Annotated in this window: 19 protein-coding genes; 11 read left to right on the plus strand and 8 right to left on the minus strand. The window is 39.2% G+C overall.

Translation table 11 applies throughout. The features are described 5' to 3' along the window. Window positions 1–177 precede the first annotated feature (177 nt). Genes ACT170_RS03970 through ACT170_RS03980 form a run of 3 tightly spaced genes read right to left on the minus strand, consistent with a single transcriptional unit; the run spans window position 178 to window position 2,496 of the window. Entirely contained in the window at window positions 178–1,317 is a 1,140-nt protein-coding gene (locus ACT170_RS03970; RefSeq protein WP_444818066.1) for a tyrosine-type recombinase/integrase, read from the minus strand. Further along, on the minus strand, window positions 1,304–1,507 hold the full coding sequence (locus ACT170_RS03975) for a DUF3173 family protein (RefSeq protein WP_000998327.1): 204 nt from the start codon (window positions 1,505–1,507) through the stop codon (window positions 1,304–1,306). Before ACT170_RS03975 ends, ACT170_RS03970 begins: the two co-directional genes overlap by 14 nt. Then, window positions 1,504–2,496: a replication initiation protein gene (locus ACT170_RS03980; RefSeq protein WP_444818067.1), complete on the minus strand. Its 993-nt coding sequence runs from the start codon at window positions 2,494–2,496 to the stop codon at window positions 1,504–1,506. Before ACT170_RS03980 ends, ACT170_RS03975 begins: the two co-directional genes overlap by 4 nt. A gap of 650 nt (window positions 2,497–3,146) precedes the next feature. On the opposite strand from ACT170_RS03980, the gene ACT170_RS03985 reads away from it, so the two are divergent. Together ACT170_RS03985 and ACT170_RS03990 are read left to right on the plus strand one after the other, a co-directional pair. Next, entirely contained in the window at window positions 3,147–3,449 is a 303-nt protein-coding gene (locus ACT170_RS03985; protein WP_444818068.1) for a helix-turn-helix transcriptional regulator, read from the plus strand. Window positions 3,450–3,638: 189 nt separating this feature from the next. Then, the gene (locus ACT170_RS03990; protein ID WP_444818069.1) at window positions 3,639–3,995 is read left to right on the plus strand and encodes a hypothetical protein; all 357 of its coding nucleotides are present in this window, start codon (window positions 3,639–3,641) and stop codon (window positions 3,993–3,995) included. A gap of 336 nt (window positions 3,996–4,331) precedes the next feature. Here ACT170_RS03990 and ACT170_RS03995 read toward each other — a convergent pair whose 3' ends face one another. Genes ACT170_RS03995 through ACT170_RS04005 form a run of 3 tightly spaced genes read right to left on the minus strand, consistent with a single transcriptional unit; the run spans window position 4,332 to window position 6,462 of the window. After that, window positions 4,332–5,717 (minus strand): FtsK/SpoIIIE domain-containing protein, encoded by a 1,386-nt coding sequence (locus ACT170_RS03995; protein WP_000813488.1) that lies wholly within the window; start codon window positions 5,715–5,717, stop codon window positions 4,332–4,334. Between the two features lie 28 nt (window positions 5,718–5,745). Further along, on the minus strand, window positions 5,746–6,132 hold the full coding sequence (locus ACT170_RS04000) for a YdcP family protein (RefSeq protein ID WP_000985015.1): 387 nt from the start codon (window positions 6,130–6,132) through the stop codon (window positions 5,746–5,748). Between the two features lie 15 nt (window positions 6,133–6,147). Next, a complete protein-coding gene (locus tag ACT170_RS04005) occupies window positions 6,148–6,462 on the minus strand; it encodes a YdcP family protein (RefSeq protein ID WP_000420682.1) in 315 nt (104 codons plus the stop codon). Between the two features lie 561 nt (window positions 6,463–7,023). Between ACT170_RS04005 and ACT170_RS04010 the strand changes: the two genes are divergently transcribed. From ACT170_RS04010 to ACT170_RS04025, 4 genes are all read left to right on the plus strand, one after another. Next, window positions 7,024–11,763: a glycoside hydrolase family 70 protein gene (locus tag ACT170_RS04010; protein WP_444818070.1), complete on the plus strand. Its 4,740-nt coding sequence runs from the start codon at window positions 7,024–7,026 to the stop codon at window positions 11,761–11,763. Between the two features lie 230 nt (window positions 11,764–11,993). Continuing rightward, window positions 11,994–12,731 carry a YhfC family glutamic-type intramembrane protease gene (locus ACT170_RS04015; protein WP_444818071.1) on the plus strand — a complete coding sequence of 246 codons (738 nt, stop codon included), beginning with the start codon at window positions 11,994–11,996 and terminating at the stop codon, window positions 12,729–12,731. After that, window positions 12,718–12,993, plus strand: coding sequence for an autorepressor SdpR family transcription factor (locus tag ACT170_RS04020; RefSeq protein ID WP_444818072.1), 276 nt, complete (start codon window positions 12,718–12,720; stop codon window positions 12,991–12,993). Before ACT170_RS04015 ends, ACT170_RS04020 begins: the two co-directional genes overlap by 14 nt. Next, entirely contained in the window at window positions 12,983–13,570 is a 588-nt protein-coding gene (locus tag ACT170_RS04025; protein ID WP_270281529.1) for a DUF1648 domain-containing protein, read from the plus strand. Before ACT170_RS04020 ends, ACT170_RS04025 begins: the two co-directional genes overlap by 11 nt. 47 nt (window positions 13,571–13,617) lie before the next feature. Here the strand turns inward: ACT170_RS04025 and ACT170_RS04030 are convergent, their stop codons facing one another. Next, window positions 13,618–14,655 carry a S66 family peptidase gene (locus ACT170_RS04030; RefSeq protein ID WP_444818073.1) on the minus strand — a complete coding sequence of 346 codons (1,038 nt, stop codon included), beginning with the start codon at window positions 14,653–14,655 and terminating at the stop codon, window positions 13,618–13,620. Window positions 14,656–14,986: 331 nt separating this feature from the next. Between ACT170_RS04030 and ACT170_RS04035 the strand changes: the two genes are divergently transcribed. The 4 genes from ACT170_RS04035 to ACT170_RS04050 all read left to right on the plus strand — a co-directional run bounded on the left by ACT170_RS04035 (window position 14,987) and on the right by ACT170_RS04050 (window position 18,824). Next, window positions 14,987–15,310, plus strand: coding sequence for a bacteriocin immunity protein (locus tag ACT170_RS04035; RefSeq protein ID WP_048790024.1), 324 nt, complete (start codon window positions 14,987–14,989; stop codon window positions 15,308–15,310). A 163-nt stretch (window positions 15,311–15,473) separates the two neighbouring features. Beyond that, the gene (locus tag ACT170_RS04040; RefSeq protein ID WP_270617351.1) at window positions 15,474–17,489 is read left to right on the plus strand and encodes a M13 family metallopeptidase; all 2,016 of its coding nucleotides are present in this window, start codon (window positions 15,474–15,476) and stop codon (window positions 17,487–17,489) included. A gap of 130 nt (window positions 17,490–17,619) precedes the next feature. Further along, a complete protein-coding gene (locus ACT170_RS04045) occupies window positions 17,620–17,943 on the plus strand; it encodes a hypothetical protein (RefSeq protein WP_175057644.1) in 324 nt (107 codons plus the stop codon). A gap of 50 nt (window positions 17,944–17,993) precedes the next feature. After that, window positions 17,994–18,824 carry a metallophosphoesterase family protein gene (locus ACT170_RS04050; protein WP_014634746.1) on the plus strand — a complete coding sequence of 277 codons (831 nt, stop codon included), beginning with the start codon at window positions 17,994–17,996 and terminating at the stop codon, window positions 18,822–18,824. Window positions 18,825–18,929: 105 nt separating this feature from the next. Here ACT170_RS04050 and ACT170_RS04055 read toward each other — a convergent pair whose 3' ends face one another. Continuing rightward, complete coding sequence (locus ACT170_RS04055) at window positions 18,930–20,195, minus strand: threonine/serine exporter family protein (RefSeq protein WP_048790027.1); 1,266 nt, start codon at window positions 20,193–20,195, stop codon at window positions 18,930–18,932. Window positions 20,196–20,520: 325 nt separating this feature from the next. Between ACT170_RS04055 and dhaK the strand changes: the two genes are divergently transcribed. After that, entirely contained in the window at window positions 20,521–21,510 is a 990-nt protein-coding gene (gene dhaK / locus ACT170_RS04060) for a dihydroxyacetone kinase subunit DhaK (RefSeq protein WP_048790028.1), read from the plus strand. The last annotated feature ends 30 nt before the right edge of the window (window positions 21,511–21,540 follow it).

Consider the following 21,540-nt stretch of genomic DNA (forward strand, 5'->3'; position numbering starts at 1 on the left):
TTTACAGACAAAATATCTTGTTTTTTGCAAATAATACTTAAAAAGAATGTTGAATTATCAGCATTCTTTTTCATTTCAGATTGATTCTCGGAATTTAGTCATAGTGGGAAAATATGAAAAAAGCCCTTTAAAATGAGGCTTTTGAGGTGTGTTTTCTTTTTTGGTAGCCAAAGAGATTTAGTCGATAAAATCACTTGATATGAGATTGAGTTTATCTGTTAATTCGGAATCAGCGTTGGGGTATAAATGACTATAAATGCTAAGTGTAGTTTTGACATCAGAATGACCTAATCGTCTTTGAATATATAGAGCATTTACATTATATTCATTAATAAGTAATGACGCATGGGAGTGTCTTAAACCTTTTGGTTGAATGTATTTTACTCCTGCACGTTTAGAATATTTTAGAATCTGGTCTCTAATACTACGTTTACGATATGGGTTTCCATCAAGTGATAGAATGAACGGTATCTTGTCAACTTTTGCTTGTCGTTCTTTCCATTCTTTAAGTACGTTTAGAGTATTATCATCAAGGCCAATGGTTCGTCTGGAGCTTTCAGTTTTTAGTTTGTTACGCCGAACCCAATTATTACGGTTGATGTACTGTAAGTTATGATTGATTGCTAGAGTTTTCTTTTCAAAATCTACATCTTCCCAATAAAGAGCAGTCGCCTCATTTACACGCATTCCTGTAAAATAATAAAGCCAAAAAAGTGTATAAACAAAGTGCTCAAAATAACTATTTTTATCAAGTGATTGTATTACTTTTTGGAACTCGTCTTTTGTCCAAAAATCTATATGTTTTTTTATGATTGGAATTGGACTGATATTACTTGTGGGGATTTCATGAAAAATCAACCCATATTTTTTTGCAGTTTTCAAAACTTGATTAAGCAAAGTCATCTTGTTTCTTGCATATGAATTTGAATATCTCTCTAATAAACCGTTTCTATAATTAATCACATCATAAGTAGTAATTTCTCTAGGTTTTTTCTTACCAAAGTATTGAATAAATTCATCGAATATAACTTGACGTCTGTGTTCGAGATCCGGACTTGTTGTAGCGTAATAATTTGGCATAAAAACTTCTTCCATAAACTGCTTAAAAGTCCATTGAGTATGCTTAATTCCTCCTTTTTGTTGTATCTTATTTAAGGCTCTTGTACGTGCTTCAAAGGCTTCTTTTGCGGTTTGAAAACCACGTCTACGTTCTTGATAAGGTTTACCAGTGGCTAGGTCAACCCCAGCTTTAAAATAATAAGTATATTTCCCAGTTTTATCATCTTTAGTAACACCAGTGTATCTAGTTTTTGACATGAAGTTCCTCCAATCCAAGTATTTCTGCTACAACTGATACTGGAACAGTTCCAAGTCCTTTATTGTTATAGAAATCGAAACCACGCTCAACCATAATATGTTTTGCTTGTCGTAAAATATTATAAGCAGTCCATTTTGAAAAACCTAAGTCCATAATTTCTTGTACTGTCATAGTTAGTTTATCGTTCATAAGTCAATTTCTCCTTTACTAGTAAGTTCTAGGAATTCTCCTATTAATTGCTTTAGTTCATTATTTAATCGTTGGGTTTGTTCTTTAAGTGCATCTTGTAGCTCTAAAGAAAATGAGCTACTATCAAATGCTTTTAAATGTTTTCTAAGTCTAGTCTTTTTAACTCTTATAGTGTTAGGTTTCAGATAGGGGAATAATTCGGGTAAGAGTGCAGGTTCATGGAGAAAGATATAAGCAAATGCTTTGCTATCATCTGGAACACTTGAAAGACTAAAAAAGCTAAAATTCTCCAATCGTTTAGAAATCTCTGAAATGGTTTCTTCATTTATAGCCTTTGTCCGAAGTTGGAACTCTAATCGCCACCAAAAAGGCTTACTCTCTATATTTAATTTATCAGCTCTTTTATGACTTAATACCTCTATATTCTTATCATACAAACGTACTTGAACGTTGCTACCACTTGCACCCCAGTATTTACTTTCTATATTTCCCCCTCTACCGTAGAATATTTTATGACTAACCCCTCCTTTGATATGTTGTAAAAAAACTATTTCTGGCCTATTAAAGATATCAAAAGCAAGATCTAATCGTGACAGTCTAATTTCTAATCGATTTAATCGAGCATAATTCATAATCTGCCTCCACACTTGTAACCCCTCAAATTCTTTTAGTGAGTTTGGGTTGAAGTCTAGGCGTATGACTTGATAACCACCATAATCCGATAGTTGAAAGAAAACTAGATTTATACTATCTTCGTTTATCGTTTTATAAAGAGTAAAATAGTCTTCTTTTGGATTTTCTTGAATACTAAATTCTTGAATTATATTATCGAGTGATTTTCGTAATTCACGAAATATTCGTCTAAGTGATTGGTTCTCACTATCAAAGATTACTGTTAATCGGTCAATGCTGATATAAATAGATTTTTCTAGTTTTGATAAATCTACTTGACTTTGATATTCTCGTAGAGATTGAATGGTATTTTTCAACTGTAACGCCTCCTTTCTATGCTTAAAATATGCGTAATTCGTTGCTACTATTGATTTTTGCCAATGACTCGTTACTTAGGACGTTGTCTTAAGTGTATCGGTTTGCTGGCTGTTAGAAACGCCAGCTTTTAAATTGAAGGTTGAAAGTACTTCGTGCTTCGGGCGCTTTGCCTTCGGCTTGCGCCCTTGCACTTGCCTCCCAACCTTCAATTTAATTGGTTAAAAAATTAGCTAAAGTACTTGTCTAGAAAAGCCGAGAGCAGTTCAAGTACTCGAAGCTCAATTTCCTCATCTCTAATGTCATTAAATACCTCATCATTTACTAAAATAGACATTTCTAAACTAGGCGAATAGAAAGAATGAGTATTGCTAATGTTGTTGTCTTTTATTGTGTAGATGTCATAATATCCTCAATCCAACCATATTTAGCTTCTTATGGACTTTTTATTACCATTTTGGTATAATTGCGTTGGTTTTAAACGAAAGCCTCAGAACGCTTTGCAGAGCTTTCTGGGGTGTTTTTGCATACTCATAAAGCTAACTAGTATCACTTATTTTGGATGCTTTGTTTTATATAACCATTTTGGTTATATAAGCATAGTACAACCATTTTGGTTATAAGTCAATAGAAAAACGAAAGGGATTATAAATTGTTAAAAGACAATATAAAAAAAGCCCGACTAGAAGCAGGACTTACTCAATTAGAAGTTGCTAAAAAATTGGGTGTAGCTCAAGCACAATATGCTAGGTGGGAAAACGGAGGGAGAAATCCGAAAGATGAAACAGTAGAAAAATTAGCTGAAATCTTTGGTACGTCTTTTGAGATTTTAAAAGGACGCGATGACGGGCTAGAAGAAATTGTTAGTTTATTGAAAAAGTATGAACTAACTGAAGAAGACAAACAAGAAATTATTACTTTTTTAGAAAATTTTCTTGCTAACAAGAAAGATTAATATAGTGCGAGGAACTTACAGTAATTACAAGATTGTAATATGTTTCTGTTATAGCTTTATGTAGCATGGGTATATATGTTATAATAAATAAAATAGAATTTTATAGGGAAGCACCATTATGGCAATTGCTAATATAAAGGTTATCAATAGTATAATTTAAAGAGAAATAAGATTTAGGAGGAATAACATATGGTATTTAATAATGATTGGTTATTGAGTCAAATAAGAGGTACAGCTAATATGATTGGAAAGGTTTTTAAACTAGAGACCATTTTAATTGATTTAGGTGTTGTAGAGGATGAAGAGGGGCGAACAATAAATGGAAATGATTATCTCAACCAACTTATTATTGATGAAAAATTTGACCTAGCTACTGACTTTATCCATGGACAAATGAAAAGACTTAGTACATATGAATATAATCGTTTAGTTGATATTTATATTGCATATCTAAAATCATTAGATAGTGAAACACAAAAAAGAAATCAAATTAGCGATGATTCCATCCAAACAGTTCAAGATAATCTTAGAAATTTTAATTGGTAAAAGGTTATGCTTAAAGATATTTGAAAGGGGAGAGTGGCTTCTATAGTCGCTATAACGTTACTAATAGTTATAGAAGTTATTCTTTCAATGCCAATTCCTTATTTAATTTATCAGAAACTTGGTAATAAGATATATCACAATTAAACTTATTAAAACTAATTACAAATTTATTGGTAGCTTTTTGGTAGCTAAACAGACAAATTTTATAATGTTTATCAAAGTGAACATAAAAAGAATGTTGATTTGTCAGCATTCTTTTTTATTTCAAATGTATTCTCGGAATTAGAAACGGGGGGTTAAGTGCTGGCGTGGCTATTGCCACACCAGCCAGCAAGATCAGTCCACACCTGCGACTTCCGCTTCGCACGTCGCCTGCGTGGACTGTCTGCTGTTGGATAACTTTTTAATTTCCTCCAAGAAATCATATCCTTTTGGTACAAGGGGAGTATAAAACTCTGATATGACACTTGTTCCTACATCAACATAGCCACGACCTTTGATTCGCTTTAAGAAGAAATCCTTTTGTACGTCACTGCCAAACATCATGCCATAGCCCATTTCAGACATACGACCTAAAGCCACTCTGAAATTAAACTGATCACGGATTCCGTCGCCTAAATATTTTGCGTCTGGACGTTGACAAGCCAGTATTAGAAAGAAGCCAGCTTGACGACCTAACATGACAATCTGTTTCAGCTTATTCATAACTGCGGTGTTTTCTTTTGTTCCCAGCATTTCCATGAAAGCGACGTATTCATCAAAGATTAAGAAGTGTGCCGGGAGACCTAAGTAAGCATAATTTTTGCCAGTCTTATAGTTCTTCATCTGCTTCATTTCCTCACTACGTTTCATCATTTCTTCATAGAATGTTTCAATGCAAGAAAGCAAGTCTTCTTTTCTATAGTAGACATTTGCCATCACAGAACCTAAGTCCGCAAGATCAGCATTTTTCGGGTCAAGAATATACAGTTTTGAATCTGTATGAAGCAAGGCTTCAATCAGTGTCAGTATAAAGTAAGTTTTACCGCCACCTGTACCACCAGCAATCAACATATGAGGGAGCTTATCATATTCCCACCATACGTTTTTCATTAAGCGAAGTTTACCATCTTTAGCTTCTACTTCATCAATAGAAATACGACTGGCTATGGTGTCATAGAGCAAAGTATATTCCACATAGGAATCCTTTAACTCTTTATCCGTCAGCTCACAGTACAAGCCACTCTCTAATTTCTTTTCCAAGTGTAAGAGTTGGTCTTGATATTTTCCCAGCGTGATTTCCACCCGTATCTGTATCAAGCCATTTTTAAGTCGATAATACATTTTAGGGAAGTAGGTTATCTTTTCCTTTGTACGACCAGCACTATCTTTAAAGAAACCCTCTGTTTTGACCTGTTCAGATTCATACCACTTGTTTTCAAGTATCATCTTTGCCAGTTTTTGACGGTGGTAAAGTTGTTTAACCGTATCATAGCGAACCCGTTTGAATACAAACGCTACCAGCAAGCAGATAAGAATTGCGACACTGAAACTGATAATTAAATAGGGAATGTCAATCTTATCTGCTTGTGATAGGTTAAAATCCTGCCAGTTGATCTGCTGGATTGTCTTCACATGAAACAGTCCGACAACCAGCAGGAAAACAGGCAGGAGTGACGCTATCGTAAAATGAAAGACTAAATCTTTACCAGATGGGCGAATCCTTTTACCACGCTGTTTCATGCGAAAAAGTCTCCTTTCTACCTAGCGACTATTTGTCTTGTGTCGGTTCTTTCTTTGCTTGTGGTTGAGCTTTGAATGAACTAGAATCCTTTGTCAGCACAATATCGTCTGCCTTGATATACCAGTCAACATCTGCTCCTTGATAGGTGGCAGTAGCAACGGTGTCCGCAATGGGATTGATAAGTTCCACCCGTGCGTTATAATCAAACTCTTTCAAAGGCACGCTGGCAGGAATACTTACTTGAATCATGCGTCCTTGTCCTTTGGATTTTAAGTCATAGGTACGTTCCTTGATTTCATCTGAAACCGACCCGTCTTCATTTTGGATTCTCACTTCACGACGTAGAGCAGAGAATTTCAATTCTCCAAAAGTCGTGTCTTTATCTAATACAATGCCATTTGCTAATCTCATCATTTTTCCTCTCTTTCTTTATTCTTTTATCATGTCGTCAGCATGTAAAAGGTAATTTGTAAAACCACGAGTGCCGATTTTGTAGCCCTCTGCGGTAATACGTGGATTGACTAACTTCACACGTTCCTCAAAGCCGAAATGTTTTTCGCCAGCTTCAGCAGGAAGCACCACCACAATATCATCTGCTCTTTGAACATCAGAATAGAGATTATAGCTTCTTGATAAGACAGTTAGCCGTCCGTTGATTCTTCGCTGAACGACTTTATCCTCGCCAGCAAATTCTAAATTGCCGAATGTTTTTTCCATGTTGGGAATCACAAATTTAAGTTCCATATTTTTACCTATCCTTTCTTTTTTATTGGCTGAATGAATGTTTGATGGTCTTAAAGAGTGGGGAACGACCTTTTGATTCTTGATTTTTTGTTTTCATAAGTTCACTTCCTTTCAAAATCGGGTAAAAAAATAGACACCTCATTTTTTGAAGTGTCTACCTATTAAATATTCAAATTTTATTGGAAGTATCTTTATATCTTCACTTTTCAAGGATAAATCGTCGTATCAAAGCTCATTCATAAGTAGTAAATTAGTAGTAAATTGAGTGGTTTTGACCTTGATAAAGTGTGATAAGTCCAGTTTTTATGCGGATAACTAGATTTTTATGCTATTTTTTATTTAAAAATAAATTAAGATTGTTGGGGTGCAAGGAGTGCTTGGAGGGGCTATAACCTAATGATACCGTTAGTTACCAATTCCTCGTTTCGTCTACCATTCATTTGAGCCTGATTTCTTAGAAAACCAGGGGCTATACATTAAGCTGACATTATAGTTGTGTAATTGTATTCCCTTGTCAAATAGCTTATGATAGAAGTAATATAAGGGAAAAAGGTATATAATATGGAACAAAAAGTACGCTTTAAAATGCATAAAGTGAAGAAGAATTGGGTGACAATTGGGGTAACAGCACTTTCAATGGTTACTGTTGCTGGTGGAACCTTGTTGGCGGATCAACAGGTTCAGGCCGATGAGCAAAATCCTGCGAATCAGTCGGGTGATAGCAGTCAGGAACTACTTCAAGAAACGCCTGCCACAACTAATGATGCAGCAACTACGGTAGCACCAACTATCACAGCAGATGCTAATACTGCTAGCGTCAACATCCCTGTCGCAGATGCTACTAGCACGACAACAAGTGTGACAGATAGAGCAGCCACACCTACCACAAACGCAGCGACAGTTGATACCAACTCAGATCAAGCAGCACCAAGCACAAATGTGCAACCAGCTGCAGCTGATACGAGTGCTACAACTACAGATACAACCAACAATACTACAACAGCCACTACAGACCGTGCAGCAACAACGGATACGGCAAATACAGAAGCTCGTACACGTAGTCGTCGTGCCTTGGCAGAAACTCGTGAAGCCAACACCAACACAACGACTGGAATCCAATGGATCAACGGCAAACAATACTATGTCAATAGTGACGGTAGTGTGCGTAAAAACTTCGTTTTTGAGCAAGACGGTAAGTCTTATTACTTTGATGCTGAAACAGGGGCTCTTGCAACTAAGTCACAGGATGAATTTTCAACAGAACCTATCAAGGCAACTGTAGATTTTTCATCTGGAAACCAGCTCTACAAAAACGATGACAAGTCTTTGGACCAACTTGACACCTTCATCACAGCGGATGCTTGGTACCGTCCAAAGAGCATTCTCAAGGATGGTAAGACTTGGACGGCTTCAACCGAGGCTGACAAACGTCCACTCTTGATGGTTTGGTGGCCTGACAAGTCAACTCAGGTTAACTACCTTAACTACATGCAAAATCAAGGTCTTGGTGCAGGCTCATTTTCAACAAACTCTAGTCAGGAAAGTCTAGACCAAGCTGCCAAAATGGTTCAGACTAAGATTGAAGAACGTATCGCTCGTGAAGGCAACACAAACTGGTTGCGTACAAGTATCGACCAGTTCATCAAGACTCAGCCAGGTTGGAATAGTAGCACTGAAAATAGTTCATACGACCACTTGCAAGGTGGACAGTTGCTCTTTAACAACAGTAAGGGTGATACTGGCAACCGTACCAGTCACGCCAACTCTGACTATCGTTTGCTTAACCGCACACCGACTAACCAGACGGGTACACGTAAGTACTTCAAGGACAATTCTATCGGTGGTCTTGAGTTCTTGCTTGCCAACGATATTGATAACTCAAACCCAGCTGTTCAGGCAGAGCAACTTAACTGGCTCCACTTTATGATGAATATTGGAAGCATCATGGCCAATGATCCAACTGCCAACTTTGACGGTTTGCGTGTCGATGCCTTGGACAATGTGGACGCCGACCTGCTCCAAATCGCTTCAGATTACTTCAAAGCAGCCTATGGTGTTGACAAGTCTGAAGCCAATGCCATTAAGCACTTGTCATACTTGGAAGCTTGGTCTGCCAATGACCCATACTACAACAAAGACACTAAGGGAGCACAACTTCCGATTGATAATGCCCTTCGTAATGCCCTTACCAACCTCTTGATGCGTGATAAAAATACACGTATGCAACTTGGGGACATGACTGCTTTCATCAATAGTAGTTTGAATCCACGTGGTGCCAATGATAAAAACGGTGAGCGTATGGCTAACTATATTTTCACCCGTGCCCATGATACAGAAGCTCAAACCATTATTCAACGTATCATCCGTGATCGTATCAATCCAAATTTGTTTGGTTACAATTTCACCCGTGATGAAATCAAGAAAGCCTTCGAGATTTACAATGAGGATATTGATAAGGCTCACAAGACTTATGCATCATACAACTTGCCATCTGTCTATGCCCTCATGTTGACCAATAAGGACTCTGTAACACGTGTTTATTACGGAGACCTCTACCGTGAAGATGGTCACTACATGGCTAAAAAGACACCTTACTTTGATGCCATTGACACCCTCTTGCGTGCTCGTATCAAGTATGTAGCTGGTGGTCAAGATATGGAAGTGAAGAAAGTCGGAAATGATGGACTCTTGACATCTGTTCGTTATGGTAAAGGTGCCAATAACAGAACAGATTTGGGAACTTCAGAAACTCGTACGCAAGGTATGGGTGTCATTATGACCAACAACTATGATTTCCGCTTGGGTAGCAATGAAACTGTAACGATGAACATGGGTAGAGCACACCGTAATCAGCTTTATCGCCCATTGCTTTTGACGACTAAGGATGGTATAGCAACCTACCTCAACGATTCTGATGTGCCTAAACACCTTCTTAAACGTACTGACTGGAATGGGAACTTGACCTTCAATGCCAACGATGTTTTCGGTGTAGAAAATGTCCAAGTCTCAGGTTACCTCGGTGTCTGGGTACCATACGGAGCTAAGGCTAATCAAGATGCACGTACACAGCCAAGTAATCGTGCCAATAGCGACGGTCAAGTTTACAAGTCTTCAGCAGCCCTTGATTCGCAAGTCATGTATGAAGCCTTCTCAAACTTCCAAGCCTTTGCGGACGATCAACCTGAACTTTACATGAACCGTGTCTTGGCTAAGAACACTGACTTGCTCAAAGCTTGGGGGATCACGTCAGTCGGACTTCCACCACAGTACGTTTCAAGTAAGGATGGCACCTTCCTTGACTCAACAATTGATAATGGTTATGCCTTTGATGACCGTTACGATATGGCCTTGAGTCAAAATAATAAATACGGCTCACTTGAGGACCTTCTTAACGTCCTTCGTGCCCTCCATAAAGACGGTATTCAAGCCATTGCTGACTGGGTGCCAGACCAAATCTATAACCTCCCAGGAAAAGAAGTGGTAAATGCGACACGTGTTAATGGTTATGGTAACCACCAAGTAGGTTACCAAATCATTGACCAAGCCTATGTGGCTAATACTCGTACAGATGGTACAGACTATCAAGGTAAATACGGTGGTGCCTTCCTTGATGAGCTTAAAGCTAAGTACCCATCTATTTTCAACCGTGTGCAAATCTCAAATGGAAAACAGTTGCCTACGAATGAAAAGATTACTAAATGGTCTGCTAAGTACTTCAACGGAACTAATATCCTTGGACGAGGTATCAACTATGTCCTTCGTGATGACAAGACTAACCAGTACTTTAATACTTCAGCTAACAGCCAACTCTTGCCAACACCACTTCGCGATACAGGTGCCATCACAAGCACTCAAGTCTTCCAACGTCGTGGACAAGATGTTTACTTCCTTCGTGATAACCAAACCGTTAAGAATGAATTTGTTCAAGACGGAAACGGTAACTGGTATTACTTCGGTGGTGACGGTAAGATGACTAAGGGTGCCCAAAACATCAATAACAAGGATTACTATTTCTTTGACAATGGTATCCAATTGCGTAACGCCCTTCGTCGTGCTAGCAACGGCTATACCTACTATTATGGTCTAGACGGTGCCATGGTTAAGAATGCCTTCGTTGATTTTGATGACAAACATAAGCAGGTTCGTGCCTTTACGACTCAAGGAACAATGGTAGTAGGTAACCTTCATTGGAGTGGCCACCATTTCTACTTTGACCGTGAAACTGGTATCCAAGCTAAGGATCGCGTTGTTCGTACAGATGATGGCAAATTGCATTACTATGTTGCTGAAACGGGTGACATGGGACGTAACGTCTTTGCGACAGATAGCAGCACAGGTAAACGTTATTACTTTGACGCTGATGGTAACACTGTGACTGGCTCACGTGTCATTGACGGTAAGACTTATTACTTTAACCAAGATGGTAGTGTTGGTACGGCCTACAGCAATCGTGCAGATTCTATTATCTTTGAAAATGGTAAGGCTCGCTACATCACACCAGCAGGTGAAATCGGACGCAGCATCTTTGTCTACAACCCAGCAACTAAGGCATGGAACTACTTTGATAAAGAAGGTAACCGTGTCACAGGACGTCAATACATTGATGGTCACCTCTATTACTTCAAGGAAGATGGTAGCCAAGCTAAGGGTGAAATTATCGAGGAAAACGGCATTAAGTATTACTATGAGCCAGAATCAGGTATTCTTGCTAGCGGACGCTACCTCCAAGTTGGTGATGACCAGTGGATGTACTTCAAACAAGACGGTTCACTGGCTATCGGCCAAGTTCGTGCTGATCATGGATACCTTAAGTACTTTGATAAAAATGGTATCCAAGTTAAGGGGAAAACTGTTGTCGAAGATGGTAAGACTTATTACTATGATGCGCACAGTGGAGCTCTTGTCACAAGCAGCTTTGCTGAGATTGCACCAAACCAATGGTCTTACTTCAATACTGATGGCCAAGCCCTTAAAGGCAAGTGGACGATCAATGGCAAGGAATACTACTTTGACGAAAATGGTATCCAATACAAGGGCAAGGCCGTTAAGGTCGGCAGCCGTTACAAGTACTATGACGAAAACGACGGTCAACCTGTAACTAATCGCTTTGCCCAAATCGAGCCTAACGTCTGGGCTTACTTCGGAGCAGATGGTTATGCCGTAACAGGCGAACAAGTCATCAATGGCCAACACCTTTACTTTGACCAATCAGGTCGCCAAGTTAAAGGTGCCTACGTCACAGTCAACGGCCAACGCCGTTACTACGATGCTAACACTGGCGAATATGTCCCAGGAAGGTAAGCAGTAGTAGCTCATGTGACTGACCAGAGAATACACAGCCGAGAATGAGGGAAAATTCTCAAGAAGAAAGATCGTGAAAACGGTCTTTTTTTGTATCACTATTTCGATTTTTTTCGAAATAGCCTTGACAGTGCTTTCAGAAAAGCGTAGAATCTATTTCGAAAAGTATAGAAATAGGTGTTCTAACTCAAGTCGTATTGATGCTCCGTTTCAATGAAAGGATAAATCAAATGGAAACATTCCTTTTTATGGCAATTCTTACCATGTTGGTTATCGCCGTCATTAGTTTTATCGTTCTGAAGAAAAGATGGCAATTTTCAATCAAGCTCTTTTTAGTCGGTCTGATTGGTTTTGCTTTACCTGTCATGATGATTGAAGGACCTATCAATGCCCTAGTTCTTTCAAGCTTTGGTCACTCTTCTAAATGGTTCACCATTATTTATGGAGGGCTTATGGCTGGCCTTGTTGAAGAAACAACTCGCTATTTGGTTTTTAAGGTACTTGCAAAGAAAAGAAGTTTGATGACGTCTGATATTGTAGCCTACGGTTTTGGACATGGTCTTAGTGAATTTATTTTACTTGGGGTGATGGGCTTACTCACTAACATCATTGTTTTACAGGCCATCCATTCCGGTCAGGCCAGTGAGTTACCTTCAACTCTTGTGAGTCAGGTCAACCAATTAACGGGATTTACTGTGCTTATGTCTCTCTTTGAAAGACTAGTTGCCTTGGTGTTACAAGTCTTGCTTACAGCTTGGGATTTTCTAGCAGTCACTAAGCATAGACTTTCATTCTATTTCTGGGCAATTATACTCCATGCTGCCATTGATTTTTTGGCAGGTGCTTATCAACTAGGGCTAGTCAGCAATCTCTTACTAATCGAACTTATTTTAGCTATTTATGTGTTAGGTATGGGACTTCTGACACGTCGGATTTGGAGAAAGGAGGAAACTCATGGGCTTATCTGAAACCTTAAAAGCCATCTCTGCCCCTGTGAGGAGAGAAATTTTAGACTATCTAAAGTCTGGACCAAAGTCCGCTGGTGAAATCAGCCAGCAGTTTGACTTGGCTCCCGCAACAGTTTCCCATCATTTGTCTACCTTGAGAAAAGCGGGACTTATTGAAGAAGAAAAACAGAAGAATTTTATCTACTATAGTTTGAACTTGACCGTTTTTGAAGAAATTTTAACTTGGATTCAATCACTTAGAGGAAAAGAAGATGAAAAATAATATACAAAGAGTCATTGGTAATATAGTAATACTTACACCGGTTATCGTCGGACTAGTCTTTTACAAACAACTACCAAATCAGATTGCTATCCACTTTAATGTCGAAGAGCAAGCCAATGGCTTTATGAACCGCAATCTAGCAATTGTTGCCCTACCTTTTCTTGCGTTAATCATATATAATCTCTGTTTTTCATTCTTTAAACAAATAACGATCCCATTCTTAAAAGAGTTTATGCTATGGTTGCTCCCAATTTCTGCTGTGCTTATCCAAGGTCTTATATTGACTGTTGCCTTAGGAGGCCATGTTCAAGTTCGCTTGACTGTGATTTGGTTAGTGGCACTTATTTTTCTAGTGATTGGAAATTATCTTCCTAAAAGTATTGGCCTGGCTACAAAAAATCATAACCAGAGCAGTAAATCAGTAGTGAGAAAGTTGGGATACCTAATGATTGGAATAAGTCTTGCCTTGCTAATAAGTCTCTGCTTTAATCCCTATACTACAATTATGGTTTTGGGCATTTTTATAGTTCTTATCTTGAGTGTCATAATACCTATTTTTCGCTATTTAAGAAAATAAAGAGAAGTAATCATCTGATTACTTCAATCTGAGCTGAGAAATTCATCTCAGCTTTCTTTGTGATAGTCAAAGCGAATGACTTGCTCTGTTGCATCTACATACGCGTGAACTCCAAAGGGAACAATCGCTCTTGGTGTGGCATGTCCGACATTCAGATTATAGACAATCGGGATATTGCTATCAATGATGTCCATTAAAGCCTCCTTATAGTCGTCATAGAAGGTTTCATCCATAGGTTTCCCGACCAAGAGTCCACTGATGATCTCGAATATACCAGTTTCCTTTAAAGTCCACAACATCTTTTTGAAATCATCAGGTTCAGGCTTTTCTTCACTTGTTTCTAGCAATAGAATCTTTCCTTCCCAGTCGGATAAGTCAGGGAAAAGTTTGTATTTTTGGCAGTGGTCTGTGCTATCTGCGTGTAGAGAGTTGTCAAAAATATCATAGAGAGACTCAAGACAACCACCGAGGATTTCTCCCTCAAACTGAGCATTGCCTTGTAACAAGTCAAAACCTGTATTTGCATGGCTGACACGAGGTGTTCCCAAGGCTTTGGGACTAAAATCAGTCCGTTCCTCATACCAAACGTTACTAGGGCGAATTTCTGAGATTTTTCCAGTCTCAATCAATTCTTTAAAGTAGTAGCGGCTATATGGCAACATTTCTTTGTCTAACTCACAAATGTCTGCTAGAAATGATTGGCCGTAAAAAGTCTTGATTCCTAGTTTATGCAACATGAGATGGTTCATGGTTGAATCTGAGAAACCAAGAAAAATCTTTTGTTTGATAAACTTTTGTAGTTGGTCATTTTCAAAAAGATAAGGTAGCAAGCGATAGGTATCGTTTCCACCGATGGCGCATAGGATCATATCGATACTATCATCAGAAAATGACTGAATCAAATCCTCCGCACGAGCTTCGGGATGTTCTTTGATAAAGTCTAAGCCTTTTAGTGAATGAGGTAAAAAAATAGGATTGAGTCCCAGGTCTTTGAGTCGTTGGACCCCCAAGTCCACTTCGTGCTTGACAAAGTCCTCTCCGATAACCCCACTAGATAAACTTACAATACCAATAGTAGAAGCCATATATTATCCTCCTAGAAATAAATTGATGCTATTGTATCATAAAGAATGATAGAAAAATATAAGGAATAGCGTTAGACATACGATTTTGTGTCAATAAAGCAATAGAAAAATAACCGCTCGAAGTGCTTACTTCTTTTTATCTGTTTGTGCTAAATTTGGACCATTTGTGGCAGAAGGATATTATTATTCTTGAATTTGCTATGTTAGATGTGTATAATGATGTCACAGCGAACTATTGAAAGAGGTCGTTGCTCATGACAACACAAACAATTAACCAATTTAATTCACTTGCTCAACCTAATCTTGCTACAGGTTATAGGAGGTAATCTAGATGACAAAAAGCAATAACACGCAAATTACGGATATCTTAAACAATATCTATAATCTGATTGTAAATCCAGAAACAACTGAAAATGAGAGAGAGTTGCTCGTAACGTTTAAAAATGAAATCGAAGTTGGAAAGAAGGATAATGACGAACTTCTTGCAGAATTAAGGAGAGCTATTCAAGTTCTAGCAGTCAGCAATCTTTCTAAAGGGAAATCACTGAGTTCTGGAGTGAGTGACTTGAGTAAGATGCTCACAGAATTCCAAGAAAAATCAGAGCGTAACTTTAATCTAGCAAGAGGATTAACATCACTCGGTAGTTTCTTTTAGATGATTTATCTTGAGTGTCATGATACCTAATTTTCGCTATTTAAGAAAATAAAGAGAAGTAATCGTCTGATTACTTCTTTTTGTCTCCCAAAAACAGCTTGCTAAAACAAGTGTTCTAATGATATAATACAAGTATATTAATCTAATTTTCTAAGGAGTATCTATGAAAAAGCGTAAGAAAATTATTCTTGGTTCCATAACGGGAGCTTTGGCCTTGGCTCTTGCAGGAGGTGGTTTTTGGGCCTATAAAACCTTTGTCCCACAAGAGACACCGATTGACAAGAATGCTACGGTAGCCTCAAATTTTTACCAAGCTGTTAACAAGGACTGGCTCCTAAAAACTAAAATCCCTGCTGATTCTCCAAGTATTGATAATTTTTATACTTTAGATGAAGATATCAAAGGAAAGTTAAAGAAGGATATCAAAAATTTAGGGGAGGGCAAGGAAACGTCAGATATTACAGGGATGTCTGAGTTTATCACCTTCTACAAGGCTGCTAGTGATTACAAGCAACGTGAGAAAGATGGCCTTGAACCTCTCAAACCTTATCTAAAAGAGATTGAGGATATCAAGGATTTAAATGATTTGGCCAGTAAATCTGCTAATCTGACTGATAAGGGTATTCCTCTTCCATTTGGTTACAACGTTGGAACTAACGCAGAGAATACCAGTCAAAAACAAATCCAATTGAGTCCCCCAAGTATCTTATTGCCAGATGTGTCTATTTATAAAGACGAGGCCAGCAAGAAACAATATTTAACTCCAATTGAAACAGCTACGCAAAAAGCCTTGGAAATGCTTGGGTATAGCGAAAAAAATAGTAAACGCATTGTCAAAGAAGCACTGGAGTTCGACGAAATCATTGCTAAGTACAGTCTCAGTAACGAAGAGATGTCTGAAAGTAAGAATTTAGTTCACCCTAAAACAGCAGAAGAGATTAATGCCTACTCTGGTTCCTTCAAATTATATGATGTCATTAAAGGCATTATGGGACGTGATTTAGAAACCATCAACGTCCCTAATACCAAGTATTTTGAGAATTATAGTAAGATCGTCAATCAGGACAATTTTTCTAAAATCAAATCATGGATCTTGGTGCAAGAAGCTATGGCAGCCTCAAATTCTCTGACAGAAGATTACCGCTTGAATTTTCAATCGATTAGCATGGCTATTATGGGTACACAGAAGCCAGTTTCTAAGGAAGATACGGTTTACGAGATGAGTGTCCATCTGTTTAGTGATGTCATGAGTGTCTATTATGGACGTAAATACTTTGGTGAGGAAGCCAAGACTGATGTGACAGGCATGATTGATAAAATCAAAAATGTCTATCGTGGCCGTCTTCAACAGAATGATTGGTTAACGGAAGGCACACGCAACAAGGCCATCGAAAAGTTGGATAAAATGAAGGTTTTTGTAGGTTATCAGGAAGATGTGGATCCCGGTACTAAGGAACTACATCTTGATTCGAACAAGTCCTTCTTTGAACTGTCAGAAGATATTGCCCAGTTTGGAAAACGTTATACCATTGATCATTTTGATGATCCTATTGATAAGAATAAATGGTCTGGTTCTGCCTTTGATATCAATGCCTATTACAATCCAGAAAGTAACAGTATCAACTTCCCGGCTGGTATTTTGCAAGCTCCATTTTATGACAAGAACCAAAGTACTGAAAAGAACTATGGTGGTATCGGTGTCGTGATTGGACATGAAATTACCCATGCCTTTGACTCCAATGGTGCCGACTATGATGAGAATGGCGACATGCATAACTGGTGGACAAAAGCAGATACTAAAGCTTTTGACAAGAGAATCAAAGCTTTTGAAGACCAGTGGAATGGTTTGGAAATTTACGGGACTAAGGTAAATGGAAAACTCACAGTCACTGAGAATGTCGCAGATGCTGGCGGTCTTTCATCCACACTCCAAGTGCTCAAAACAGAAATGACAAAACCTAATCTCAAGGATTACTTTGAGAACTACGCAGATATCTGGAAACAAAAGGCCAGCCTACAGTACAATAAATATACCATGGTACAAGACGTCCACGCACCAAATGAGTTGCGTGTAAACCAACAACTTAAAAACCTTCCTGAGTTTTATGAGGCCTACCCTCAAATCAAAGAAGGAGACGCCATGTATTTAGCACCAAGCAAACGCATTAGTTTGTGGTAAGATGTGTTGCTATTTTGTAAATCGAGAAGAGAATTTGGAATGGAAACATCCCAGGTTCTCTTTTTATGTTGTCGTTTTGGGGAATCATTTTCTAGTGTTATAATGGTGCTATTAAGGAAAGGATTCAAGAATGAAGCATAAAAGGAATCTGATAGAAGATAATAAAAGGGGTGAGAATCAGAGCTTTCTCTACTTCCTACACGAGGAGAAAAAATTTGATGTAAAGGCACTTGATGATTTGTGTCACTACATCATAGAATTGGATACAATCAGTCTCGGGCAGTTGAGAGATATCCATTATATTGAAAATCAAATACTACGCCATCTCGTGTATCATTTTGATGATAATGATCTAAGTAAGATTTCCAATCTCCCTTTTGAGTATTGGGAGTATATAGAGCCCTTTGAACGCTTGGTGGCATGTTTGTATGAGGGTGAAAGTAAGGAAGGATAGTTGATGTTGTATTGGTTTCAACCTAGTAGACCATCAGTAAAGGAGTATAGATGAAACATCGTATTGCAATTTTGTCAGATATTCATGGGAATACAACAGCTCTTGAAGCAGTTATTAAGGATGCACAAGAGTTGGGTGCAACAGAATATTGGTTAATGGGGGATATTTTGTTACCTGGACCAGGTAGAAATGAACTCTTTAAACTCCTGTCTTCTATTCCGATAACAGCGACTGTTAGAGGAAATTGGGATGATTGCGTTTTGGAGGCTTTGGATGGGGAGTATGGTCTGGAGGACCCTCAAGAAATTCAGCTCTTGCGACTTACTCAGTACTTGATGGAAGAGATAGATTCTAAATATGTTGATTGGATACGTTCTCTTCCTCTGGTTGTGAAAAAGGAAATCAATGGGATTCGTTTTTCTTTGACGCATCACTTACCGGAGAAGAATTACGGAGGCGAGTTACGTCCAGCTAACGATACCAGTCATTTTGATCAGTTGTTAGATAATCAAACAGATATGGCAATTTACGGTCATGTGCATAAGCAATTGCTTCGCTATGGTAGTAAGGGGCAACAGATTCTTAATCCTGGTACGATTGGGATGCCCTATTTTGATTGGTCACCCCTGCAAAATCATAGGGCTCAGTATGCCATAGTCGATGTCGAAGAAGATGGTGTTACTAATCTCCAATTTCGAAAGATTGCCTATGATTATGAAGCAGAGTTGCAGTTAGCCAAAGACAAACAGTTGCCTTATATTGAGCTTTATCAAGAATTACGAAGAAATGACAATTATCCAGGGCATAACAAAGACTTAATCGAGCGTTTAAACCAGCAGTATGGCTATGCTAAAGATGTTAAGGAATATTTTGATTTGTAGTAGATTTTGCGAGGTAGCTTTTTAGGGCTACCTTTTTTGGTGTCAATTACTTAATCGAAATACTAAGAAAGCCACTGGCATACAAAACCACTGGCTTTTAATAATTTATTTCTTCTTCCCTAGTACAAAATAGCGGCTAGGGATTTGTTGTGTCAAACTGACGGCGATGGCGATGGTAAATGAGGCCAGAAAACAAGCCCGTAGGAAGCTGAGTCCTAGGTCTGAATTTCCAATCAAGAGGAAGTAGACCGCACGGTAGAAGCTCATCCCTGGGATGAGTGGGAACATGCTTGAGGCTAGGAAGACTGTAGCTGGACATCTACGGTAGTGGGCCAAGAAGCGTGAGGTGAATGTGACTAGAAGGGCTGGGAAGAGGATGGCAAGGACTTCGTGATGGGTATTGTTCCAAATCAAGAGGTAGAGGAGCCATGAGCCTGCACCTAGGGTTCCGAGGTCTAAGAAGTATTTCTTTGGTACTCGGTAAAGCACGGAGAAGGCTGCTGTCCCTAGGCCTGCCATGAAGGTCTGAATCAAGACCTCCTGCCATGAGGTAGATGGTGTTGAGAACATGCCTGATAATTGTTCCGCAAAGGGAAGAAGTGAAATCATGGCAAGAACACCGACAGAGATAGACAGACAAGTGGAGACCCCAGACAGCATCAGGGCCAGACCACTATAGTAGTTGTTCTGGGTGAATTCTCGTATGGCATTAACAAAGTAGGCCCCAGGAATCAAAATCATCAAGGTTCCCAGAATAATCACACTACGATGTTGGCCGATTCCTAGATAGTAGAGAACATTGGCTGATAAAGCAGCAATGGCACTAGAGAGGATAATCTGCAAGAAGCTGGTATGAATAAAACGAGAAAAGAGCTGCATACCAATCCCTACAAAAAGTCCCGATATAGCCGCAGCAGTTCCGTCAATCCAGCTACTTCCAAGGGCTAGCGAGAAGCTCCCAGCACCAATGACACAGGCTATAATATCCTCTAAAGGACGATAGAAAGTCTTCTGCTCAATAGTTTTCAGCTTTTGGAAAATACTAGAGACAGGTTGATTGGGCTGCTCTGCCAGTTCACGAGACAGGCGGTTCACTTCCTCGAGTTTGCCCAGATGGATAGAAGGAGCTGAGGTAGCTAGGACACGGGACTCCTTAAGACCTGAGCGGTTGAGTCCGGAGATCATAACCCCTCGATTGACCACGTAAGTGGAAAAGTCTCTGATGCCAAGAGACTTGGCCATATGACCCATGGTGTCTTCAATACGGTAAATCTCAGCACCGCTCTCCATAAGGACACGGCCAGCCTGAAGGACGGCATCCATTTCGTTTTTAGTTTCTGTTTCTGTCTCTCTTTGGAAATCGATGGTCATTTGAACCTCCTTATCGCTTAATTCGTCATTCCATTATAAGGTTTGAATGGTGGTTTTTCAATAGCTTTGGCGACTAAAATAGGACTTTCTATGAGATTTTTCTTCTACTTAATGATAGAAGTCAGGAAAATGGAGGTCTTGCCTTTTGCCTTGCTATTGATAGAGGCAAATGCTACAATTAAATTATAAAATGTATGCGTTTACATATTATTACGCTGTCTTTCTCAAAAAGCCTTGAAGTCCTTTATTTAAAGGGAATTAACAATCACAGAAGGAAGCCAATGTAAGTGCAAATAGTTGATACCTTTGAAAAGGAGGCAATCCCATGAAAAAAATTATCAATAAACCTGAAAATGTAGTGACAGAGATGCTAGATGGCTTGGCTTATGTTCACAGTGATTTGGTACATCGTGTTGAGGGGTTTGACATCATCGCAAGAAATGAGCAGGCTGCTGGTCAGGTTGGTCTCATTTCTGGTGGTGGAAGTGGTCACGAGCCAGCTCACGCAGGTTTTGTAGGTGATGGTATGCTTTCTGCAGCCATTGCAGGTGCTGTCTTCACGTCACCAACGCCAGATCAGATTTTGGAAGCTATCAAGGCAGCGGACCAAGGAGCTGGTGTCTTCATGGTTGTTAAAAATTATTCTGGCGACATCATGAATTTTGAGATGGCTCAAGAATTGGCTGAAATGGAAGGCATCGAGGTTGCTAGTGTTGTTGTAGACGATGATATTGCTGTGGAAAATAGCCTCTATACACAAGGTCGTCGTGGGGTTGCAGGTACTATTTTCGTTCACAAAATCCTAGGTCATGCGGCTCGTGAAGGTAAGTCTCTGGCTGAAATCAAGGACTTGGCTGATAAGATTGTTCCTAACATCCACACCATTGGTTTGGCCCTTAGTGGTGCGACCGTTCCTGAGGTTGGTAAGCCTGGTTTTGTCCTAGCTGAGGATGAAATTGAGTACGGTATTGGTATCCATGGTGAACCAGGTTATCGTAAGGAGTCTATGCAGCCATCTCGCCAGTTAGCTGAAGAATTGACAGGGAAACTCCTTGAAGCCTTTGAGGCTAAGGCAGGTGAACGCTATGCCCTTCTCATCAATGGTATGGGTGCGACACCTCTCATGGAGCAGTATGTCTTTGCTAACGATGTAGCAAGCATTCTTGGAGAAGTTGGACTAGAAGTGGCCTATAAAAAATTAGGTAACTACATGACATCGATTGATATGGCAGGTCTTTCATTGACGCTCATGAAGATTGAAAATGACGCTTGGCTTGAGGCTCTGGAGAGTCCTGTTAAGACCATCGCTTGGTAGTCTGACATGAAAACTAGAAATTAGGTATAT

Origin of the sequence: Streptococcus sp. cx1, from assembly GCF_052384325.1 — a bacterium.
GTDB classification, from domain to species: domain Bacteria; phylum Bacillota; class Bacilli; order Lactobacillales; family Streptococcaceae; genus Streptococcus; species Streptococcus salivarius_G.